This is a genomic window from Microbacterium sp. LjRoot205 (assembly GCF_056175745.1).
On the sequence record NZ_JBGFFH010000009.1, the window covers coordinates 56,825 to 77,984 of the forward strand.

A 21,160-nucleotide genomic window follows, 5' to 3' on the forward strand; every position below is an offset into this window, starting at 1 on the left:
CGGTGTGCTTCAAGCGCAAGCGCTCGCGAACGAGCGGCGGGCACGTGTCAACACTATCAGAATCTGAGGGTGTCCTAAGACCGAGGGGCCTCTTCGGCCGGCCCATCCTGATCACGGGTCTCCGGAATCAGGTTGTGCCTGCCGGGGGCGCGATCCTCGGGCACGATGGTGGGCAGCTGCACACCGGGCGCGTGGTCCGTCGGCGCTTCCGACGGCAGAGTGGCATCGCTCACGTTCGGCAGACGCATGCGCGTGAGCACGATGACGTCGATCACCAGCGACACGATCACGCCGGCGACGATCGAGAGGAAGAAGACCATGGGGTCCAGCCACGGCTGACCGGCGAGGAGGATCATCACGAGCAGGAAGACACCGAGCTTCAGCAGCCAGCCGCCGAGCACGATCGCGAAGAACAGCTGCACGTAGAGGGGGTCGCCGAACCAGCGGTTGGCGATCAGGATGCTGAGTGCCGTGATTCCGAGGAACAGCATGGCGAGCACGACGCCGAGCAGGCCGCTCACGAGGCCCTCTCCCCCGCCGACGAGAAGGCCGACACCTCCGGCGATGATCGCGAGGACCACCATCGAGAGGGCGGACCAGAGCAGCGTCCTCCGCAGGATCGGATTGCTGGAAACGGGGCTCGGGCTCACGGGGACTCCACGGGTGTCGGGTCGGACTCAGCAGACGCCGCGGGCTTCCGTCGGCGCAGAGGATTCAGGGTGATGACGAGGCACGCGGCGATTCCCACGAGGCCGAAGACGACCCCGGGAAGATACTGGCCGGGCCAGTCCTCGCGGGCGCCCACGTACATCAGGAGGACGGCGAGCGAGATGACCGCCGTCCAGGCGTAGAAGATCAGCACGGCGTCGCGGTCGCGATGGCCGAGGTCGAGCATGCGGTGATGAAGATGCTTGCGGTCGGGAGAGAACGGCGACTTTCCCGCGTTCATACGGCGCAGAACGGCCAGCCCGAAATCGAGGAGGGGCAGAAGCACCACCAGCAGCGGAAGCAGGATCGGGATGAACGCGCCGAGGAGCTGCGATCGGCCCAGGCGCTCGGGGTCGAGGGCGGAGGGTTCGAGCTGTCCGGTCACGGCGATCGCGGACGTCGCCATCAGCAGGCCGAGGACCAGAGCGCCCGAGTCGCCCATGAAGAGCTTCGCCGGGCTCCAGTTGAACGGCAGGAATCCGAGGCAGGCGCCGATCAGCACAGCCGCCAGGAACGAGGCGAGGTTGAAGTAGCTGGACGCGCCGGTGTCACGCGTCAGGATGTAGGAGTACGCGAAGAAGACTCCGTTGGCGATCAGGCAGACGCCGGCGACGAGCCCATCGAGTCCGTCGATGAAGTTGACCGCGTTCATCACGATGACGATCGCGAACATCGTGATGGTGATGCTCAACCAGCTCGAGAACACGATCAGATCGCCGAACGGCAGGGAGAGGATCTGCAGCCCGCCCCCCACGGTGATGATCCCTGCGGCGAGGAACTGCGCGCCGAGCTTGATCATCCAGTCGAGATCCCACAGATCGTCCACGACGCCGATGACGGCGATCAGCAGCGACGCGGCGAGGATCGACCACATCGTCTGCGGCGGCATCCACATGGTGGCGAAGAATGGATTCGCGGCCGAGAATCCGATCGCTGCGGCGATGCCGAGGAAGATCGCGACGCCGCCGAGACGCGGCGTCGGGGTGGTGTGGACATCCCGCTCGCGGATCGTCGGGTAGAGCTTGAACCGCAGGCTCAGCCGCCAGACCGCCCAGGTCAACGCGAATGTGATCGCGGCGGTCAGGATGATCGTGAAGAGGTACTGCTTCACGAATCCCCGTCCGATTCCGGTGCCTGCGCGTCGGGCTCGAGCAGATCGCCGAGCACCTCCTCCAACCGCTCGCGGCTGACAGCGCCGACCCGGAGGATGCGCACGCCGCCCGTGGTGGGCTCAGCGCCGCGGGGCACCAGCGAGGTCGCGTCGACGATCGTCGACGCGATCCCGTCGCGGCTGACACCGTCGGCGAGATAGACCGAGACGCTGTCCCCGAGCATCCGCTCGGCATCGAGCGCCGAGATCGCCGACTCACGGCCTGTGAGGTTGGCGCTGGACACCGCGAGCGGTCCCGTCTCGGCGAGCAGCTCGAGTGCGACGCGTCCTTCGGGCATCCTGACGGCGACTGTGCCCTCCGTGTCTCCCAGATCCCAGACGAGGGAGGGCTGGGCAGGCAGGACGATGGTCAGGCCGCCGGGCCAGAACTCATCGACGAGACGCTGGACGGGCTCCGGCACGGACTCCGCGAGCGCGTGCAGGGTCTCCTTCGTGCCGATGAGCACGGGCGGGGGCTGGTTGCGCCCTCGTCCCTTGGCATCGAGGAGGCGCTGCACCGCTGCGGGCGAGAAGGCGTCGGCGGCGACGCCGTAGACCGTGTCGGTGGGCATGACGATGAGTTCGCCGCGGCTGATCGCCTGGCGGGCGTGGCGCATGCCGGCGAGGAGCTGGGCCTCATCGCCGCAATCGAAGATGGAGGACATGACGATCCGATTCTAGTTGGGGATGCCTGTGCGGTTCGTGTCCGCGTCTCAGGGGCGCAGCGAGGTCGTCGCTCTGTCTCGGAGCGTGAGGTCGCGGTGCGTCGCCGCCGCCCGCCACCCGTCGCGGGTGAGGATGCTGCGGATCTCCTCGCCCTGCAACTCGCCGTGCTCGATGACCAGAAGCCCGCCCGCATGCAGCAGCTCGAGGGCGCGCACGCTGAGCACGCGCACGACGTCGAGTCCGTCCTCTCCCCCGTACAGCGCCATCGACGGATCGAAGAGGCGCACCTCGGGGTCGCGGGGAACAGCTGCGTCAGGGACGTACGGCGGGTTCGAGATCACGACGGACGCCGTGCCGTCGAGCTCGGGGAACGCATGCGCCAGGTCTTCATTCACCAGGGTGAGGTTGTCCACGCCAGCGGTGTTCCGTACCGCCCACGGGTAGGCGTCGGGTGACAGCTCCGTCGCGAAGACACGCGCATGGGGCACCTCGGTGGCCATGGCGAGAGCGATCGCGCCGCTGCCTGTGCCGAGGTCGATGCCGATCGGCGCGGGAAGCGCGGAACCCAGGAGGGCGTCGATCGCGTACTGCACCACGGTCTCGGTCTCCGGCCGAGGCACGAAGACCCCCGGACCCACGGCGAGTTCCAGATGCCGGAACGGCGCGGTTCCGGTGATGTGCTGCAGCGGCTCCCTGCCCGCCCGGCGGGTGACCAGGGCTCGCAGTGAATCCGCGTCCGCCTCCTCGACCGCATCGCCGCGGATGATGACGGCCTGCACCTCTCCCCGTCGCAGACCGAGGACGTGGCCCGCGAGCAGCTCGGCATCGACGAGGGGATCCGAGACGCCCGCGTCGGCGAGTTGTCGGGCCGCGGCATGCACGGCTGAGGCGAGGGTGAGATCGGGCATGGATCAAGCGTAGAGCGCAGAAGGTGTCATATTGCCCACCCCTCCAGAGTGCTCGCCTAGGCTGGAGCGCGCAGTCCCCCCGCTCAGGAAGGCTCTCCCCATGCCCGGAATCCACTCCGACATCACCACCGCTTTCGGCAACACTCCCCTGGTTCGCCTGAACCGGGTCACCGAGGGCCTCGGTGCCACCGTGCTGGCCAAGCTCGAGTTCTACAACCCGGCCTCGAGTGTCAAGGACCGGCTCGGCATCGCCATCGTCGACGCCGCAGAGGCATCGGGCGAGCTCAAGCCCGGGGGCACGATCGTGGAGGCGACCAGCGGCAACACCGGTATCGCCCTGGCGATGGTCGGCGCCGCCCGCGGCTACAAGGTGATCCTGACGATGCCCGCGTCGATGTCGAAGGAGCGGCGCATGCTTCTCAAGGCATTCGGCGCCGAACTCGTGCTCACCGACCCCACCAAGGGCATGACGCACGCTCTCGCCGAGGCGGAGGACATCGCCGCCCGCACGCCCGGTGCGGTGCTGGCGAAGCAGTTCGCCAACGAGGCGAACCCCGCGATCCACCGCAAGACCACAGCGGAGGAGATCCTCCGCGACACGGAGGGCTCGGTCGACTACTTCGTCGCCGGGATCGGCACCGGCGGAACCATCACCGGTGTCGGCCAGGTTCTGAAGGAGCGCGTCCCCGGCGTGCAGATCATCGCCGTCGAGCCCAAGGACTCCCCGATTCTCACCGAGGGGCACCCCGGACCGCACAAGATCCAGGGCATCGGACCGAACTTCGTGCCCCCCATCCTCGATCGCGAAGTCCTCGACGAGGTCATCGACGTCACCTTCGACGACGCCATCCGTGTCGCGCGTGAGACCGCGCGCAAGGAGGGCATCCTCGTGGGCATGTCGAGCGGCGCCGCGATCTGGGCCGCTCTGCAGGTCGCGCAGCGCCCCGAGGCTGCGGGCAAGACCATCGTCGTCATCATCCCGTCGTTCGGCGAGCGCTACCTCTCGACCGCCCTGTACGAAGACCTTCGCGAAGGCTGATCCGCTCGATGGGCATGATCGGCCGAATGCGCGAGGACATCGCGGCAGCGCGAATCCGCGACCCCGCGGCGCGCAGTGGCGCTGAGGTGGCGCTGCTGTATCCGGGGCTGCACGCGATCTGGGCGCATCGCGTCTCGCACGCGCTCTGGCGCCGACGGCTGCGGCTCGTCGCCCGGGCCACCTCGCAGATCTCGCGCTGGCTCACCGGCATCGAGATCCACCCGGGGGCGCGGATCGGCCGACGCTTCTTCATCGACCACGGCATGGGTGTGGTGATCGGCGAGACGGCGGAGATCGGTGACGACGTGATGCTCTACCACGGCGTCACGCTCGGCGGACGCACGCGAGACGCCGGCAAGCGTCATCCCACCCTCCGCGACGGTGTCGCCGTCGGCGCGGGGGCGAAGATCCTGGGGCCGGTCACGATCGGCGAGGGCTCGGTGGTCGGGGCGAACGCCGTGGTGACCCGTGACGCCCCGGCTGACAGCATCCTCGTCGGAGTGCCGGCGAAGCCGCGGGCACGGATCATGGGTGAGGACACCAGAGCCGTGCTGACCGCGCCGGACTACTCGATCTGACGCTCTCGCGAGTGCATCACGCGCCGCGGCGCGACCGCACCTTGTCGACCTTCTTGCGGAGGAAGATCAACGGCAGCAGAACGCTGCCCAGCGCGGTGATGAGCCAGACGATCACGGATCCGAGCAGCCACCCCGAGAGATCGACGATGCGCAGCCCGCCGATCGGCAGCAGCACGACGATGACGAGCGAGATGAGCGTCGAGAAGATCCCGATGCCGCCCATCAGCACGGGCGCGTAGCGATCGGCCATCCTGCTGACCCATGGAGCGAGAACGCTCTGCAGGATCGCGAAGATCACGATGCAGACCACGAATCCCCACCATTTGTCCCACTCGATCTGGAAGCCCTCGAGCAGGAGGTCGGCGGCGATGAGGCCGAGACCTGCGGACACGAGATACATGAGCGCGCGGAACAGAAGGGTGATCACGGCCTGAGCCTATCGCTCTCACTGCGCGACGAAGAAGGGGATCGCTCCCGACAGGATGCCGACGGCGAGCATCACCAACGACACGATCACCGCGCGCCAGAGCACCTTCTTGTGATGATCGCCGAGGTTGACGCTCGCGAGCGAGACGAGCAGCAGGATCGCCGGCACCAGAGGACTCTGCAGGTGCACGGGCTGACCGATGATCGACGCCCTCGCCATCTCGACGGGATCGATTCCGAAGGTCGCTGCGCTCTGGGCGAGCACAGGAAGGATGCCGAAGTAGAAGGCGTCGTTGGACATGAAGAAGGTGAACGGGATCGACAGGACTCCGGTGATGGGTGCGAGGAAGGGCCCGAGCGCCGGCGGCAGGACATCGGTGATCCACGTCGCCATCGCATCGACCATGCCGGTGCCGGTCAGCACGCCGACCAGAACTCCGGCGGCGATGACCATCGACACCACCCCGACGATGCTCGGGGCGTGTGCGACGATCTCCGACGCCTGCTCCTTGATCCCCCGGAAGTTGACGAGCAGCGCGACCGCTGCACCGACCATGAAGACGTACGGAAGCGGCATGATGTCGAGCACGAGCAGGACCATCACGGCGAGCGTGAGGGCGAGGTTGAACCAGATGAGCCTCGGCCGCAGCGTGGGCCGTGCGGGGTCGAGCATGGTGTCCGCCATGGCCGTGTCCGCCGGGTCCACGCTCGCCGCGGCCACCGGGTTGCGCCCACCCGCCACGACGACGATGTTGCCGGTGCGCAGCGCCGCACGGGCACCGGGCGTCGCATCCGAGCCGCGGAAGATCCTCGGCACCGTCGAGAAGGCTCCGCCGTCTGCGCCCGTGAGCAGCGCCTCGGAGTCCAGGCGGCCGAGACGACGTCGCTCCTGCAGACCGAGCATCCAGGCGAAACCGAGCGTCACGACGATGCCGACGCCGAGCGCCGGCAGCATGGGAACGAAGATATCGGTCGGCTGCAGACCCAGAGCGGTCGCGGCGCGCACGGTCGGCCCGCCCCACGGCACGATGTTCAACGTGCCGTTCATCAACCCGGCGACGCAGGTGAGCACGACCGGGCTCATGCCGAGACGGAGATAGATCGGCAGCATCGCCGAGGTCGTGATGATGAACGTCGTCGAGCCGTCACCGTCGAGAGAGACAGCGCCGGCAAGGATCGCCGTGCCCAGCACGACCTTCGCGGGGTCGTCACCGAGAACGCGCGTGATGACGCGGATCAGCGGGTCGAACAGGCCGACGTCGATCATGATCCCGAAGAACATGATCGCGAACATCAGCAGAGCGGCGGTCGGTGCCATGGTGGCGATCGAGTCGAGGATCATGTCGCCCATGCCGAGCCCGGCGCCGGCGAACAGCCCGAACACGGTCGGCACGAGGATCAACGCCACCATGGGAGTCAGCCGCTTCGTCATGATCAGAGTCATGAAGGCGAGCACCATGGTGAATCCGAGAAGGACGAGGACCCACTCCGGCGGAACGAACGCGACGTCGTAGGTCGGCGCCTCTTCGGCGGCCGCTGACAGGCCGGTGAGTACGTCGGGCATGCTGTGACTCCTTCGTCGGGGATCCGTCGACTCCGACGGATCCTGACGAGACTAGGCAATCCGTCGCTTGCGAGCGCGGTATGCCGCATTCCCGGACGTTGTGCGCGTAGCGTGAGTTCTGCGCATATTGCGCGATGGTCGCGTGCGAAGGGAACAGGGTGTCGAAGACGACGACGAGACCTCGGTTCGCGACACGGACGCTGCTGCTGCACCTCGGCACGGTCGCGCTCGTGGTCGCGCTGTGCACCGGTGTGTACCTCGCACTCGCCGTGCAGCAGCTGCGCGCCGAAGCCGAGTCCACCGCCCTCGGCATCGCGAGGACCCTGGCCGAGGACCCGCAGGTTCGCGCCGAGGTCGCGCGCATCTCCTCATTGCAGGAGACGCCGGATGCCGAGGTGCTCAGAAACGGCGAGCTGCAGCGCATCGCGTCGGACGTGTCCGACCGCACCGGCGCGCTCTTCGTGGTGATCGCCGACTCGGACGGCATCCGCCTGGCCCACCCCACCAGCTCACGCATCGGCCAGATGGTCAGCACGCCTTTCGAGGAGGTTCTCGCCGGGAACGAGGTCGTCGACTGGCAGACCGGCACCCTCGGCGAGTCGGCGAGAGCCAAGGTGCCGGTGCGTGACGAGGCCGGCGTGCCCGTCGGCGAGGTCAGCGTGGGGTTCGAGCGCACGGGAGTGTTCGACGACCTCCCACCCCTGCTCGCCGTGATCGGCGCCACAGCCGCGGGGGCGGTGTGCCTGGCGATCATTGCATTCCTTCTGCTGCGTCGTCGCTGGGAGCGGCTCACGCTCGGCGTGCAGCCGGAAGAGCTCGTGGCGCTCGTGCAGAACCAGACAGCAGTGCTCAACGGCGTCGACGACGGCGTGCTCGCGGTCGACATCGCCGGCGTCGTGCGGGTCAGCAACGATGCGGTCGACCGTATGCTCGGCCTCGATTCGCCGGTCGGACATCGGCTGGCGGAACTCGGACTTCCTCCGGCTGTCGTCGAGACCGCGACGGGCAGGCGCACCACATCGACCGCGGTGGTGGGCGGACGCGTCCTGTACTTCGACTCCAGACCCGTCATCCGCTACGGGAGGCCGCTCGGAGACGTGCTGATCATCCGCGACCGCACCGACCTCATCGCGCTGACGGAGCGGCTGGAGACCGTGCGCGCGGTCACCACTGCGCTGCGCGTGCAGCGCCACGAGTTCGCCAATCGCATGCACGTGGTCGCCGGACTCATCGATGCGGCCAGGATCGACGACGCCAGAGGCTTTCTCGATGAGCTCGTCGAGCGGGGCTCGGTCGCGTTCCCCGTCGCCGGACTCGAGCTGCTCAGCGATCCCTTCCTGCATTCGTTCCTCGGCGCCAAGGGCATCGAAGCCGGTGAGCGCGGCGTCGCGTTGCGGATCGCGGACGAGACCCAGCTGATAGGCAGTGTGGCAGAGCCGGAGGACGTCGCAGCCGTGCTGGGCAACCTCGTCGACAACGCGGTGAAAGCAGCCGCCTCCGGAGAGCGGATCCCCCGCTGGGTGGAAGTCGCGGTGCTGGGAGACGGTGACGCGCTGGTCGTCACGGTCGCGGATTCCGGGCCGGGACTCGCGGGGATCGATCCGATGGCGCCGCGGACGCCGGGTGAGGACGACCACGATCACGTGCACGGCCACGGTCTGGGCATCCCCCTGGCTCGAGACATCGCGCGCCGCCGTGGCGGAGACCTCTGGATCATCGACGCGGGGGGCGGGGAGCACGGCGCCGTTCTCGCCGCGCGCATCGGCCGCGCCGTGTCCGACACTCCGACGACCGAGGAGAAGCAATGACCGACCCCCTCCGCGTACTGATACTCGACGATGACTTCCGCGTCGGCCTGCTGCATCAGAGCATCGTCGACGACCAACCGGGTTTCACCGCCCTGGAGCCGGTGCGGTCTCTCGCCGAGGCGAGGGAGCGCATCCGCTCGGCGCGCCCTGACCTGCTCCTCGCTGATGTCTTCCTCCCCGACGGAGACGGCATCGCTCTTGTGCGGGAGGCCGGGATCGACGCGATCCTCATCTCGGCGGCTGATGATGCGCCCACGGTGCGCCGGGCGCTCAGATCAGGTGCCGTCGGATATCTGCTGAAGCCTTTCGACCGGCGCGCGCTGATCGGCCTGCTCGAGCGCTACGCGCGGTACCGCAACCTGCTCGCCGGCGACCGGCCCCTGCGTCAGGAGGACGCCGACCGTGCTCTGGCGATCCTGCACGGCGCCGGAGAACCGGTGTCGGTCTCGCGTTCGGCGACGGAGCAGCTGGTGCTCGCCGCACTCGGCGATGGCGAGGCCTCGGCGGCCGAGGTCGGGGAGCTCGTCGGGATCTCGCGCGCCACTGCACAGCGTCACCTCGCGGCTCTCGCTGCACGCACCGTCGTGGAGGTGCGACTGCGCTACGGCGCGACCGGACGACCCGAGCACCGGTACGCGGCCCGCACCTGATCCGAGCACAGGCGAGGACCGAGGCGCGATCGGCTCAGGAGTCGGATCCCACCGCGGCGAGCCGGGCCTCTTCGTCTGCCTGGATGGCACTGACGATGATCGGCTCGAGCGCACCGTCCATCACCTGGTCGAGGTTGTACGCCTTGAAGCCGGTGCGGTGGTCGGCGATCCGGTTCTCGGGGAAGTTGTATGTGCGGATGCGCTCCGAACGATCCATCCCGCGGATCTGCGACTTGCGCGCGTCGGATGCCGCTGCATCCAGCTCCTCCTGCTGCTTCGCGAGCAGCCGCGCTCGGAGCACGCGCATCGCCGCCTCACGGTTCTGCAGCTGGGACTTCTCGTTCTGCATCGACACGACGATGCCGCTCGGCAGGTGCGTGATGCGCACAGCCGAGTCCGTGGTGTTCACCGACTGGCCGCCAGGGCCCGATGAGCGGAACACGTCGATCTTCAGGTCGTTCTGGTTGATGGCGATCTCGTCGGGCTCATCGACCTCGGGGAACACCAGCACTCCGGTGGTCGAGGTGTGGATGCGCCCCTGCGACTCGGTGGCCGGCACGCGCTGCACGCGGTGCACGCCGCCCTCGTACTTCAGGTGCGCCCAGACGCCCTGGGCCGGGTCGGTCGACGACCCCTTGATCGCGACCTGGACATCCTTGTAGCCGCCGAGGTCGGACTCGTTCCGCTCGAGCAGCTCGGTCTTCCATCCCTTGGACGCCGCGTACTGGATGTACATGCGGAGCAGATCTGCGGCGAACAGCGCCGACTCGGCACCGCCCTCCCCCGCCTTGATCTCCATGATCACGTCGCGTGCATCGTCGGGGTCACGAGGGATGAGCAGACGCCGGAGCTTCTCCTGCGCCGTCTGCAGACCCTCTTCAAGGGACGGGACCTCGGCGGCGAACGCCTCGTCGTCGCGAGCGAGCTCACGCGCAGCGTCCAGATCTTCGGATGCCGCCACCCAGGCCTCATAGGCGGCGACGATCCTCGACAGCTCGGCGTAGCGACGATTGACGCGCTTCGCCCGAGCAGCATCGGCGTGCACCGCCGGGTCGGAGAGTTCCTCCTGCACCCGGCGATGCTCGTCGATCAGAGTCTGGACGGACTCGAACACGTCAGCTCCGCTCAGCGGATGTTGTTGTCGTGACCGTGCGCGCCCGAAGGCAGCGTCGGGATCGACTTCTGCATCTGCACGAGGAACTCGACGTTCGAGTGGGTCTCCTTGAGCTTGCCCAGGACGACCTCGAGCGCCTGCTGCTGGTCGAGGCCCGCGAGGGCTCGGCGCAGCTTCCAGGTGATCTTGACCTCGTCGGTCGACAGCAGCATCTCTTCGCGGCGGGTGCTCGACGCGTTCACATCGACGGCCGGGAAGATGCGCTTGTCGGCGAGCTGACGCGACAGGCGCAGCTCGCTGTTGCCGGTGCCCTTGAACTCCTCGAAGATGACCTCGTCCATCTTGGAGCCGGTCTCGACGAGAGCCGTGGCGAGGATCGTGAGGGATCCGCCGTTCTCGATGTTGCGGGCGGCGCCGAAGAAGCGCTTGGGCGGGTACAGCGCCGAGGCGTCGACACCACCCGAGAGCACCCGTCCGGATGCCGGAGCCGCGAGGTTGTACGCACGGCCGAGACGCGTGATCGAGTCGAGCAGCACGACGACGTCGCGGCCCAGCTCGACGAGACGCTTGGCACGCTCGATGGCGAGCTCTGCGACCGTGGTGTGGTCTTCTGCAGGACGGTCGAACGTCGAGGCGATGACCTCGCCCTTGACCGTGCGCTCCATGTCGGTGACCTCTTCGGGGCGCTCGTCGACGAGCACGACCATGAGGTGGACCTCCGGGTTGTTCTGAGCGATCGCGTTCGCGATCTGCTGCAGGACGATCGTCTTGCCGGCCTTGGGCGGTGCGACGATGAGGCCGCGCTGTCCCTTGCCGATCGGAGCGACGAGGTCGATGATGCGCTGGGTCAGCTTCTCGGGCACCGTCTCGAGGCGCAGACGCTCCTGCGGGTAGAGCGGGGTGAGCTTGCCGAACTCCACGCGGGTCGCGGCGTCGTCGATCGACAGGCCGTTGATCGAGTCGACCTTCACGAGGGCGTTGTACTTCTGGCGCCCCTGCTGCTCGCCTTCGCGCGGCTGCTTGATCGAGCCGACGATCGCGTCGCCCTTGCGCAGGTTGTACTTCTTGACCTGTCCGAGGGAGACGTACACATCGCTCGGGCCGGCGAGGTAGCCGGTCGTGCGCACGAACGCGTAGTTGTCGAGCACGTCGAGGATTCCGGCGATCGGAACGAGGACGTCGTCCTCGCCGATCTCGGTGTCGAACTCGTCGGTCGGCACACCACCGCGGCGCTTGTTGCGCTGACGGTTGCGGCCGTTGCCGCCCTCGTCTTCGGCGGGTGCGCTCTGCTGCTGCTGAGGCTGCTGCTCGCCGCCCTGTGCGGTGCCGTTCTGACCGCGACCGCGGTTGCGGCTGCGGTTGCGGTTGCGGTTGCGGCCGCCCTGCTCCTCGCCGCCGTCAGCGGAGTCGGAGGACGAGTCGGCGGCGGAGGTCGCGTCGGCCGGTGCGGCCTCGGCGGGCTTCTCGGTCGCAGGAGCCTCGGTCTCGGCCGCGGGCTTCTTCGCCGTGCGGCGTCCGCGGCCGGTGGTCTTCTTCGGCTCGTCGGTCGAGCCGGCAGCGTCAGCAGAGCCGGCTGTGTCAGCGGAGTCGCTGCTGTCGGCGGTCTTCGCAGCGGGAGCCTCGGCGGGCGCTGCGGGAGCCGATGAGGAGGGTGCAGAAGCCTCGACGGCTGCGGGAGCCTCGGCGGTCTCGGCGTCGGCCTTCTTCGCACGACTGCGGCGGGGGGCCTTGGCCTTGGGAGCCGCGTCGGCGGTAGGCGCCTCGGCAGCGGGGGCCTCGGGCGCCGGTGTGCTGTCTGCGGACGCAGCAGCCTTCTCGGCCTTCGCGGCGGCCGATGCGGTGCTCGCTCGGCGCGGCGCGCGCTTGCGGGCCGGGGCCACCTCGGTCGCGGCAGTCGTCGCGGCGTCGGAGCTCGCGGCCTTTGCCGGAGCCTCGGCGGCAGTCGCCGCCTGGTCGTTCTGGGTCTCGGAGAAATTCTCCACGAGTACTCCCTCTTTGGTCTCGGGGACATGAGCGGCACGCGCACAACGGGTGCTGCGCGCGATCGCACGGACTGACGCTCGGCGTCAGTCAGCCTCTGCACTGGGTTCTCGGAAAGAACGAAGTTCTCGGTGAGAGCAGTGTCACAGGGGTTTGCGTGCGGGTCTTGCAGAGTTGCAATGGGGCCAGATTCACGCAGTTACGTGGAGCCCTCCGCTCGATTCCCCACTGTACCACCACGCACGTCGACCGCGAGCAGCAGCGCGTCCCACGGGGTGTCGGTCGTCGATGCGGCGAGTTCCATGGCGTCCTGACGGCTTCCCGGGCCGTCGGCGAGCACGAGCACGCTGGGACCGGCACCGGAGACCACGGCGGCGAAGCCCGCCGCACGAAGCGTCTGGACCAGCCGCTGAGTCTCGGGCATCGCCTCGGCTCGATAGTCCTGATGAAGGCGGTCGGCCGTCGCGTCGAGCAGCAGTTCAGGGCTCTGCATGAGTGCGGCGATCAGCAGTGCCGAGCGCGAGACGTTGAACACCGCATCCGCCGTCGAGACCTGAGGCGGCTGCAGCGAGCGCGCCTTCGTGGTCGACATCGTGTACGAGGGCACGAGCACGAGCGGCGACACACCGCGGTGCACGAGCAGCTTCTTGTGCTGCGCTCCGCGCTCACCCATCCACGCGATCGTCAGCCCGCCGAACAGCGCGGGCGCCACGTTGTCGGGGTGTCCCTCGATCTCGGTGGCGAGGCGGAGCATGTCCGCGTCACTGATCTCGACATCACCCTCGAGCAGCCCCTTGGCCGCGAGGATGCCCGCCGCGACGGCAGCACCTGAGGATCCGAGTCCACGACCGTGCGGCACGCCATTCTCGGCGACGATGCGCAGCCCCGGAAGGGGCCGCTCGACGTCCGCGTACACATGCGCGATCGTGCGCACAATGAGATTCGAGTCGTCACGGGGGATCTCGGCTGCTCCCGAACCGGAGACCTCGATCTCGAGCGCTCCCGCATGGAGCTCCGTCACCAGGAGCGTGTCGTAGACGCTGAGCGCGAGTCCGAGGGTGTCGAATCCAGGGCCGAGGTTGGCACTGGTCGCCGGGACCGTCACCTCGACCGTGCGCCCCGCCGCCATCGTCACTCGCCTTCCACGCGGAGCACCGAGACGACCCGTTCGACGACAGAGCTGTCGGCGAGCGCATCGACCGTGGCGCTGAGCGCGGCATCCGTGGCCCGGTGCGTGCCGATGACGAGGCGAGCGGTGGGCTCGTCCTCTCCTTCGACGGTCTGCACGACAGTGGCGACCGAAACGGCTCCATCGCTCAGGATCCCGGCGACGGTCGCCAGCACGCCCGGAGCGTCCGCGACCTCGAGAGTGATCTGGTAACGGGTCGTGACGTGACCGATCGGCACCACAGGGAGGTTCGCTCTGGTGGACTCCCCCACGCCGACACCGCCGGCGATGTGCCGGCGAGCCGCCGACACGACGTCTCCGAGCACAGCGGATGCCGTCTGCACTCCGCCGGCGCCTGCACCGTAGAACATCAGCGACCCTGCGGCCTCCGCCTCGACGAAGACGGCGTTGTTGGCTCCGTGCACCGAGGCGAGCGGGTGGGACTTGGGGACGAGTGCCGGGTAGACGCGCACCGAGATCGACTCGGTGCCGTTGGCCTCGATGCGCTCGCAGACGGCGAGCAGCTTGATCACGAAGCCGGCGGCGCGCGCCTCGTCGATCATCGACGCCGTGATCGTCGTGATGCCCTCGCGGTACACGGCGTCGAGGGGAACCGCAGTGTGGAATGCGAGACTCGCGAGGATCGCGGCCTTCTGGGCGGCGTCGTATCCCTCGATGTCGGCGGTCGGGTCTGCTTCGGCGTAACCGAGGCACTGCGCGTCGGAAAGGACGTCGGCGAAGTCGGCGCCCTCGGTCTCCATGCGATCGAGGATGTAGTTGGTGGTGCCGTTCACGATCCCCATGATGCGCACCACGCGGTCGCCGGCGAGCGAGTCGCGCAGCGGGCGGATGATCGGGATCGCACCGGCAGCGGCCGCTTCGTAGTAGACGGATGCGCCCACCCGGTCGGCCGCCTCGAACAGCTCGGGACCATGCGTCGCCAGCAGCGCCTTGTTGGCCGTGACCACATCGGCGCCGGAGCCGATCGCCTGCAGGATGCTCGTGCGCGCCGGCTCGATGCCGCCGATCAGCTCGATCACGATGTCGGAGCCGAGGATCAGCGACTCTGCATCCGTCGTGAACAGCTCCTTCGGCAGATCGGTCTCGCGCGGCGCATCGAGGTTGCGCACCGCGATGCCGGCCAGCTCCAGCGTGGCACCCGCGCGGTCGGCGAGTTCGTCGCCGTGGCGAAGAAGGAGGGCGGCCACCTGGGAGCCGACCGCTCCGGCGCCGAGGAGCGCCACCCGAAGTCGTCGGTACTCAGTCGTCATTGCATCTCTCCTTAGGAGGGTTGATCAGTCGTGCTACGTCGGGGACCGCGTCGTTCGCGCGGATCACCCGTGGTTCTCGGACGCCCCGACGCCGACATCGCGTGCCAGGACGTCGGCGATGGTCTCGCCGCGGACGATGATCGCCGACCGGCCATCGCGCACGGCGACGATCGGAGGGCGAGGGACGTGGTTGTAGTTGCTGGCGAGCGGCGCGCAGTAGGCGCCGGTGGACGGAACAGCCAGCAGGTCGCCCGGAGAGACATCGGCGGGCAGATACTCGTGGTCGACCACGATGTCGCCGGACTCGCAGTGCTTGCCGACCACCCGGCTGAGCTGCGGCTCCCCTGAGCCGAGCCGCGAGGCGAGACGAGCCGAGAACTGCGCTTCGTAGAGCGCCGTCCTGGCGTTGTCGCTCATGCCGCCGTCGACGCTGATGTAACGCCGAGTGGCTCCGGTGTCGAGCGCGACGTCCTTGGTGGTTCCGACCTCGTAGATCGTCACCCCGGCGGTGCCCACGATCGCCCTGCCCGGCTCGAACGACAGGGCGGGCACGGCGATCCCGCGTGCGGCGCAGCCCTCCGCGACGGCGGCGACGATCTCGCCCGCGAGCATCTCGATCGGCGTGGGGTCGTCGACGCTCGTGTATGCGATGCCGAAGCCTCCGCCGAGGTTGAGCTGAGGCACCGGTCCGCCCTCGAGCAGCGCGGCGTGCAGCTCGAGCACCCGCTCCGCCGACTCGCGGAAGCCCGCGACGCCGAAGATCTGCGATCCGATATGGCAGTGGAGTCCGGCGAATTCGATGCCGGGGATCTCGCGGATGCGAGCGACCGCCTGCTCGGCGTCGGGGAGCGGGAAGCCGAACTTCTGGTCTTCGTGGGCCGTCGCCAGAAAATCGTGGGTCTCGGCGTGCACGCCGCTGATGACCCGCACCAGCACGCGCTGCACAGCGCCCGTCCTGGCGGTGATCACCGCCAGACGCTCGATCTCGATCGCGCTGTCGACGATGATCGTGCCGATGCCCACCTCGACGGCGCGCTCGAGCTCGGCGACCGACTTGTTGTTGCCGTGGAAGCCCAGGGATGCCGGAGCGACGCCCGCTGCGAGCGCGACCTCCAGCTCGCCGCCGGTGCACACGTCGATGCGGAGTCCTTCGTCGATCACCCAGCGCGCGATCGTCGTGGTCAGCAGCGCCTTGCCCGCGTAGTACACCTGCGCGGTCGTGCCGTATTCGCTCGCCGCCGCGTCGAAAGACGAGCGGAAGGCGCGGGCGCGGGAACGCACCTCGTCCTCGTCGATCACGAGCAGCGGCGTGCCGTACGTCTCGGCGAGAGCGGTCGCGGAGATGCCGGCGATCCGCAGTTCTCCGTCGGCGCCGCGGGCTGCGGAGGCGGGCCACACAGCGGCGGGAAGATCATTCACGTCGTCGGGCACGACGAGCCATTCCGGGGCGAGCGAGTCGGCAGGGGAAAGCAAGGAACACCAATCGTGGGACGAGTCTCGGGCGGATACGCGCACTGCGAGGTTGCCCCCGATTCTAGGGCACCGTGCATGCCGCATCAGTCATGGTGACACTCGGCGTCAACCCCCTGCGGACTCATCCTGCCGACTCGTAAGGTGGTGGAGATGAGCACCGAATCCGCAGCACCCGATGCCCGACGCCCCGGCCTGATCGCGCGCGTCAGCACTGCGACGATCCGCTGGGCTCTGACCCGTCGTCCGGTGCGGGCCTTCCTCCTCTACTCGGAGCGTCGGGGCCCGATGCTGGCCGACAGCGTGACCTACCGCGCGCTGTTCAGTGTGTTCGCCGCCGTTCTCCTCGGCTTCTCGATCGCCGCACTGTGGCTCGCCGGCAATCCGGACGTCTGGGATGCGATCATCTCCGCCGTTCAGTCCGTGGTGCCCGGTCTCATCGGCGAAGACGGCGTCGTGAATCCCGACGACCTCAAGGAGCCGATCTCGCTGTCGATCGCGGGCGCCGTCTCGACGGTCGCTCTGATCGGCTCGGCGCTCGGCGCCGTGGGATCCCTGCGCACGGCGGTGCGAGTCCTCGCCGGAACGGCGCACGCCGACGTGCTGTTCATCTGGGTCATGCTCCGCAACCTGCTGCTCGCGGTGGGTGTCGCCGTGCTGTTCATCGCTGCGGCGGCCGTCACCTTCGCCGGCCGGCTCGGGATCACCTGGATCAGCGGTCTGCTCGGCATCCCCGAGGATTCGCCCGTCGCATCCTGGGGCATCCGGATCGTCTCGCTGATCGTCGTACTGGCGCTCGACACCGTGCTCATCGCGGGCGTGTTCCGGCTGCTCTCCGGTCTCCGTCCCTCGGGGGGTTCCCTCTGGATCGGGGCCCTCATCGGTGGCATCGGGCTGCTCGTGCTGCAGGAGCTCTCCGGGCTGTTCATCGGGGGCGCGACGAGCAATCCGCTGCTCGCGTCCTTCGCCACGCTGCTGGCGCTGCTGATCTGGCTCAACCTGTCGACCCAGGTCATCCTGATCTCGTGCGCATACATCGTCACGTCGGAGGAAGAGCGCAAGGACCGCGTGCATGCCCGGTTCGGCGCGACGACCTTCCCGCAGCGACGCGTGCAGCGAGCTGAGGCCGAGGTCGCGCTCGCGACGTCGGAGCTTCGCGCGGCCCAGCAGGCCGAACGGGAAGCCCGCCTCGGTTCCGACGACGACTGAGCGTCACCCCTGAGGGCAGGTGCCCTTCTCGAGCAGACTCTCGTCGGTGGCGATGGCACCGTCGACGTCGACGTCGATCACGGCCTCCGCTCCATCGATCTCAAGATCGGTGAGTGTGATGCCCGCGGGCAGCTGATCGGCGATGCAGATGCGCTGCGTCTCGGTGAGCCGTTCCCCGAGTGCGCCGAGGGTCGATCCGACCTGATCCGCGTCGACCTCGAGTCCGCCGATCGTCAGCCCGACGGGGGTGAGCTCGAGGTCTCCCTCCGCGACGCCAGGAGTCACCGTGAGGGAGATCGGGATCGCGATGCCCAGCACGCTCACGGAGCCCGCCACCGTCGCGTTCGGCGTGTCGAGCGTGACGGTGTCGATGGGGAGGTCGGTGTCGGACAGCAGATCCGTGAACTGCGACTCATCGATGCGGATGGTGCCGGAAGCGCCGCGCAGGTCACCGCCGCGCAGCGGGACGCCCGTGGCAGTGACGTCGACGGCGCCGGTGATCCCCTCCAGGGTCACGGAGTCGGTGGTGAGGTGCAGGCTGTCGAGCGTGCCACCGATCAGCTGAGGCAGCAGGATGCCGTCAGCCTCGACCGCGAGTTCCTGGTCAGCGGGCAGATCGAGCTGCTCGATCACGATGCCCCGCACTATGCCGGGCAGGACAGCCCGCGCGATGAGCTCCGCCGCGACGACGAGAGCGGCGAGCACCACGACGACGATCAGCAGCACCCATGGCCACCGCTTGCGCTTGCGTGCGGGTGCGGCGACACCGTCGACGGGCGCACCATCCTTGCCGCCGGGGATCACGAGCGTCGGATGCTCGGAATCCGCAGCGGGGTAAGGAAGGGTGTGGTTGTCGTCGCTCATGCTGCCATCCTGCCCTACGACGCCGGACGGCAACCGGAGTCACATGCGCTCTGGCGCAGACACACCGAGCAGGTCGAGTCCGTTGCGGAACACCTGCCCTGCGGCGTCGTTGAGCCACAGACGCGTGCGGTGCACCGTCTCGACAGGGTCGTCGCCCTGTGGGATGACCCGGCAGTTGTCGTACCAGCGGTGGTAGAGGCCCGCGAGCTCTTCGAGGTAGCGCGCGACCCGGTGCGGCTCGCGCACCTCAGCCGCGAACGCGACGATGCGAGGAAACTCCTGCAGGGCGCCGAGAAGCGCGCTCTCGGTCTCGTGCGTGAGCGTCTCGGGAGAGAACTCCGAACGGTCCACCCCGGAGTCGGCGGCGTTGCGCGCGACGTTGTGCGTGCGAGCATGCGCGTACTGGACGTAGAACACCGGGTTGTCGTTCGTGCGCTTCTGCAGCAGCTCGGGGTCGAGTGCGAGAGGAGAGTCGGCGGGCGAACGCTCGAGCGAGTAGCGGAGAGCGTCGGTGCCCAGCCACTCGCGCAGATCGTCCATCTCGATGATGTTTCCGGCGCGCTTGCTGAGACGTGCACCGCCCACCGAGACCAACTGCCCGATCAGCACCTCGACGTTCTTCTCGGGGTCCTCCCCTGCCGCGCCCGCGATCGCCTTGAGGCGGTGGACATAGCCGTGATGGTCGGCGCCCAGCAGGTACAGCTTGTACTCGAAGCCGCGATCGCCCTTGTTGAGGTAGTACGCGGCGTCGGCGGCGAAGTAGGTGTACTCGCCGTTGGAGCGACGGATCACACGATCTTTGTCGTCGCCGAAGTCGGTCGTGCGCACCCAGACAGCGCCCTCGTGGTCGAACACGTGCCCCTGCTCGCGCAGACGATCGACGGCACGGTCGACGAAGCTGACTCCGTCTTCGTCTTTGGCGTGCAGAGTGCGCTCCGAGAACCACACGTCGAAATCGACGTTGAACTTCGAGAGGGACTGCTTCTGCTCTTCGAGCTGGAAGCCGTAAGCGAGTTCGCGCGTCACGACCACCTGCTCGTCGCCGGGCAGGTCGAGCAGGTCGGGGCGCGCAGCGAGCACCCGTGCGGCGAGGTCGCCGATGTAGCTGCCGGCGTATCCGCCCTCGGGGGTGGGCTCGCCCTTGACTGCGGCCAGCACCGAGTTGGCGAAGCGCTCCATCTGCACGCCGGCGTCGTTGATGTAGTACTCCCTGGCGACCTTCGCGCCTGAGGCCGCGAGCACCCGGGCGATCGCGTCGCCCAGCGCCGCCCAGCGGGTGTGGCCGATGTGCAGCGGTCCGGTCGGGTTCGCGCTGACGAACTCGATGTTGATGCTGCGCCCGGCCTGGGTGTCGTTGTGCCCGTATTCGGCACCGGCGTCGACGATCACCTTCGCCAGTGCGCCGGCTGCAGCCGCATCCAGGCGGATGTTGATGAACCCGGGCCCCGCGACCTCTGCGCTCTGCACGCCGTCGACCTGCGCGAGCCCGTCCGCGATCTGCTGCGCGAGCTCACGGGGGTTCGTGCCGAACGGCTTCGCCAGGCGCATCGCGATGTTCGAGGCCCAGTCTCCGTGGTCGCGGTTGCGAGGACGCTCGAAGACGATGTCTGCTGCGGTGAGTCCGAGCGGCTCGCCAGGACGTCGTTCCTCGGCGATCGGTGCGAGGACGGCGAGGAGGGCTGTGGCGAGCGTTTCAGGGTTCATAGGCCTCCCAGTTTACGGCGCGTCACGCGTCGGAATTTGCGCGGGCGGGATCGTGATCTAAAGTCATGCCATGAAGGCCGCCCCCGCCCGCCGCCGTCTGCCCGTCGCAGGCCTCGCCGTCGCCGTGATCCTGGCGCTCGCCGCGGTCGTCCTCGGTGTCTGGCGCCCGTGGGTTCCGGTGCCGTCCTCGGCACCCGTCGGTGCGGCCGCCGTCGCGAATGAAGACGGCGTCGCGATCGCGCCGGTTCCGCTCCATCTTCCCGAGCATCCGACCGTGCTCGTGTTCGGCGATTCCTGGACCTACGGATCGGCTGCGACCGACCCGACCCTCGGCTACGCCTATCAGCTCGCCGCCCTGATCGACGGCGAGACGATCGTCGACGGCGTCCGCGGCAGCGGCTACCTCAAGCCCGGACTCGACGGCCCCGCCTTCGGCGAGCGCATCGCCGCTCTGGACCCCGCGCTCAGCCCCGACCTGATCATCCTGCAGGGGTCGATCAACGACCGGGCACAGGGCGAGGCCGGGTACCGAGAGGCCGTCACCGCCGCGTGGGATGCGATGGCCGCGAAGTATCCGGAGGCAACGATCGTCATCCTGGGCCCGGCGCCCCACGAGCTGCCCGTGGGCGCCGAGACCGCTCGCATCGACGCCGATCTCGGCGAACTCGCCGCGGCTCGCAGCTGGTGGTACATCTCCCCCGTCGCGCAGGACTGGATCACCGAGCAGAACTATCTGTCGGTCATCGACGTCGAGGTGGGCCGCAAGCATCCGTCGACGGACGGCCACCGTTACCTCGCCGAAAAACTGGCCGCGGCGCTGGGCGAACTGGGCGACGCGCCGGTGACCGAAGCCGGTGGGTCGGAGACCACTCCCGAGCAGTGA

19 protein-coding genes are annotated in these 21,160 nt (G+C 68.5%); 6 read left to right on the top strand and 13 right to left on the bottom strand.

Annotation, left to right across the window (positions count from 1 at the left end):
* Positions 1 to 74 precede the first annotated feature (74 nt).
* The 4 genes from AC04ME_RS15880 to prmC are packed head-to-tail and all read right to left on the bottom strand — an operon-like array spanning position 75 to position 3,432.
* Positions 75 to 650: a Cg1360 family ATP-synthase-associated protein gene (locus AC04ME_RS15880; RefSeq protein WP_056376570.1), complete on the bottom strand. Its 576-nt coding sequence runs from the start codon at positions 648 to 650 to the stop codon at positions 75 to 77.
* Positions 647 to 1,819, bottom strand: a complete 1,173-nt coding sequence (locus AC04ME_RS15885; protein WP_042541854.1) for an MraY family glycosyltransferase — start codon at positions 1,817 to 1,819, stop codon at positions 647 to 649. Before AC04ME_RS15885 ends, AC04ME_RS15880 begins: the two co-directional genes overlap by 4 nt.
* Complete coding sequence (locus tag AC04ME_RS15890; protein WP_042541855.1) at positions 1,816 to 2,523, bottom strand: L-threonylcarbamoyladenylate synthase; 708 nt, start codon at positions 2,521 to 2,523, stop codon at positions 1,816 to 1,818. Before AC04ME_RS15890 ends, AC04ME_RS15885 begins: the two co-directional genes overlap by 4 nt.
* Before the next feature lie 48 nt (positions 2,524 to 2,571).
* Positions 2,572 to 3,432, bottom strand: coding sequence for a peptide chain release factor N(5)-glutamine methyltransferase (gene prmC / locus AC04ME_RS15895; RefSeq protein WP_475435952.1), 861 nt, complete (start codon positions 3,430 to 3,432; stop codon positions 2,572 to 2,574).
* A 100-nt stretch (positions 3,433 to 3,532) separates the two neighbouring features.
* On the opposite strand from prmC, the gene cysK reads away from it, so the two are divergent.
* Both cysK and epsC read left to right on the top strand, forming a co-directional pair.
* Positions 3,533 to 4,471, top strand: coding sequence for a cysteine synthase A (cysK, locus tag AC04ME_RS15900; protein WP_042541857.1), 939 nt, complete (start codon positions 3,533 to 3,535; stop codon positions 4,469 to 4,471).
* A gap of 8 nt (positions 4,472 to 4,479) precedes the next feature.
* On the top strand, positions 4,480 to 5,049 hold the full coding sequence (gene epsC / locus AC04ME_RS15905; RefSeq protein WP_042541858.1) for a serine O-acetyltransferase EpsC: 570 nt from the start codon (positions 4,480 to 4,482) through the stop codon (positions 5,047 to 5,049).
* Between the two features lie 16 nt (positions 5,050 to 5,065).
* Here the strand turns inward: epsC and AC04ME_RS15910 are convergent, their stop codons facing one another.
* Together AC04ME_RS15910 and AC04ME_RS15915 are read right to left on the bottom strand one after the other, a co-directional pair.
* A complete protein-coding gene (locus tag AC04ME_RS15910) occupies positions 5,066 to 5,476 on the bottom strand; it encodes a phage holin family protein (RefSeq protein ID WP_079112633.1) in 411 nt (136 codons plus the stop codon).
* A gap of 18 nt (positions 5,477 to 5,494) precedes the next feature.
* Positions 5,495 to 7,039 (bottom strand): CitMHS family transporter, encoded by a 1,545-nt coding sequence (locus AC04ME_RS15915; RefSeq protein ID WP_475435954.1) that lies wholly within the window; start codon positions 7,037 to 7,039, stop codon positions 5,495 to 5,497.
* 158 nt (positions 7,040 to 7,197) lie between these two features.
* Here AC04ME_RS15915 and AC04ME_RS15920 point away from each other — a divergent pair, with 158 nt between their 5' ends.
* Together AC04ME_RS15920 and AC04ME_RS15925 are read left to right on the top strand one after the other, a co-directional pair.
* Positions 7,198 to 8,847, top strand: a complete 1,650-nt coding sequence (locus tag AC04ME_RS15920; RefSeq protein ID WP_228385687.1) for a sensor histidine kinase — start codon at positions 7,198 to 7,200, stop codon at positions 8,845 to 8,847.
* Positions 8,844 to 9,497, top strand: a complete 654-nt coding sequence (locus tag AC04ME_RS15925) for a response regulator (protein WP_056376562.1) — start codon at positions 8,844 to 8,846, stop codon at positions 9,495 to 9,497. Before AC04ME_RS15920 ends, AC04ME_RS15925 begins: the two co-directional genes overlap by 4 nt.
* Before the next feature lie 34 nt (positions 9,498 to 9,531).
* Here the strand turns inward: AC04ME_RS15925 and prfA are convergent, their stop codons facing one another.
* From prfA to lysA, 5 genes are all read right to left on the bottom strand, one after another.
* Positions 9,532 to 10,611, bottom strand: coding sequence for a peptide chain release factor 1 (gene prfA, locus AC04ME_RS15930; protein WP_042541861.1), 1,080 nt, complete (start codon positions 10,609 to 10,611; stop codon positions 9,532 to 9,534).
* 11 nt (positions 10,612 to 10,622) lie between these two features.
* Positions 10,623 to 12,593: a transcription termination factor Rho gene (gene rho / locus AC04ME_RS15935; protein WP_475435957.1), complete on the bottom strand. Its 1,971-nt coding sequence runs from the start codon at positions 12,591 to 12,593 to the stop codon at positions 10,623 to 10,625.
* Positions 12,594 to 12,790: 197 nt separating this feature from the next.
* Positions 12,791 to 13,720: a homoserine kinase gene (gene thrB, locus AC04ME_RS15940; protein ID WP_475435959.1), complete on the bottom strand. Its 930-nt coding sequence runs from the start codon at positions 13,718 to 13,720 to the stop codon at positions 12,791 to 12,793.
* 2 nt (positions 13,721 to 13,722) lie between these two features.
* On the bottom strand, positions 13,723 to 15,030 hold the full coding sequence (locus tag AC04ME_RS15945) for a homoserine dehydrogenase (RefSeq protein ID WP_475435961.1): 1,308 nt from the start codon (positions 15,028 to 15,030) through the stop codon (positions 13,723 to 13,725).
* A 63-nt stretch (positions 15,031 to 15,093) separates the two neighbouring features.
* A complete protein-coding gene (gene lysA / locus AC04ME_RS15950; protein WP_475435963.1) occupies positions 15,094 to 16,503 on the bottom strand; it encodes a diaminopimelate decarboxylase in 1,410 nt (469 codons plus the stop codon).
* A 150-nt stretch (positions 16,504 to 16,653) separates the two neighbouring features.
* Between lysA and AC04ME_RS15955 the strand changes: the two genes are divergently transcribed.
* A complete protein-coding gene (locus tag AC04ME_RS15955; protein WP_475435965.1) occupies positions 16,654 to 17,709 on the top strand; it encodes a YihY/virulence factor BrkB family protein in 1,056 nt (351 codons plus the stop codon).
* Between the two features lie 3 nt (positions 17,710 to 17,712).
* Here the strand turns inward: AC04ME_RS15955 and AC04ME_RS15960 are convergent, their stop codons facing one another.
* Entirely contained in the window at positions 17,713 to 18,573 is an 861-nt protein-coding gene (locus AC04ME_RS15960; protein WP_311879346.1) for an LmeA family phospholipid-binding protein, read from the bottom strand.
* Between the two features lie 39 nt (positions 18,574 to 18,612).
* Complete coding sequence (gene argS, locus AC04ME_RS15965; protein WP_311879348.1) at positions 18,613 to 20,277, bottom strand: arginine--tRNA ligase; 1,665 nt, start codon at positions 20,275 to 20,277, stop codon at positions 18,613 to 18,615.
* Positions 20,278 to 20,347: 70 nt separating this feature from the next.
* On the opposite strand from argS, the gene AC04ME_RS15970 reads away from it, so the two are divergent.
* The gene (locus AC04ME_RS15970; protein WP_475435967.1) at positions 20,348 to 21,160 is read left to right on the top strand and encodes an SGNH/GDSL hydrolase family protein; all 813 of its coding nucleotides are present in this window, start codon (positions 20,348 to 20,350) and stop codon (positions 21,158 to 21,160) included.

Coding starts and splice junctions, on each gene's coding strand:
- AC04ME_RS15890 (WP_042541855.1), bottom strand. CDS start 2,523: ATGTCCTCCATCTTCGATTGCGGCGATGAGGCCCAGCTCCTCGCCGGC.
- prmC (WP_475435952.1), bottom strand. CDS start 3,432: ATGCCCGATCTCACCCTCGCCTCAGCCGTGCATGCCGCGGCCCGACAA.
- cysK (WP_042541857.1), top strand. CDS start 3,533: ATGCCCGGAATCCACTCCGACATCACCACCGCTTTCGGCAACACTCCC.
- epsC (WP_042541858.1), top strand. CDS start 4,480: ATGGGCATGATCGGCCGAATGCGCGAGGACATCGCGGCAGCGCGAATC.
- AC04ME_RS15915 (WP_475435954.1), bottom strand. CDS start 7,039: ATGCCCGACGTACTCACCGGCCTGTCAGCGGCCGCCGAAGAGGCGCCG.
- AC04ME_RS15925 (WP_056376562.1), top strand. CDS start 8,844: ATGACCGACCCCCTCCGCGTACTGATACTCGACGATGACTTCCGCGTC.
- thrB (WP_475435959.1), bottom strand. CDS start 13,720: ATGGCGGCGGGGCGCACGGTCGAGGTGACGGTCCCGGCGACCAGTGCC.
- AC04ME_RS15945 (WP_475435961.1), bottom strand. CDS start 15,030: ATGACGACTGAGTACCGACGACTTCGGGTGGCGCTCCTCGGCGCCGGA.
- AC04ME_RS15955 (WP_475435965.1), top strand. CDS start 16,654: ATGAGCACCGAATCCGCAGCACCCGATGCCCGACGCCCCGGCCTGATC.
- AC04ME_RS15960 (WP_311879346.1), bottom strand. CDS start 18,573: ATGAGCGACGACAACCACACCCTTCCTTACCCCGCTGCGGATTCCGAG.
- argS (WP_311879348.1), bottom strand. CDS start 20,277: ATGAACCCTGAAACGCTCGCCACAGCCCTCCTCGCCGTCCTCGCACCG.
- AC04ME_RS15970 (WP_475435967.1), top strand. CDS start 20,348: ATGAAGGCCGCCCCCGCCCGCCGCCGTCTGCCCGTCGCAGGCCTCGCC.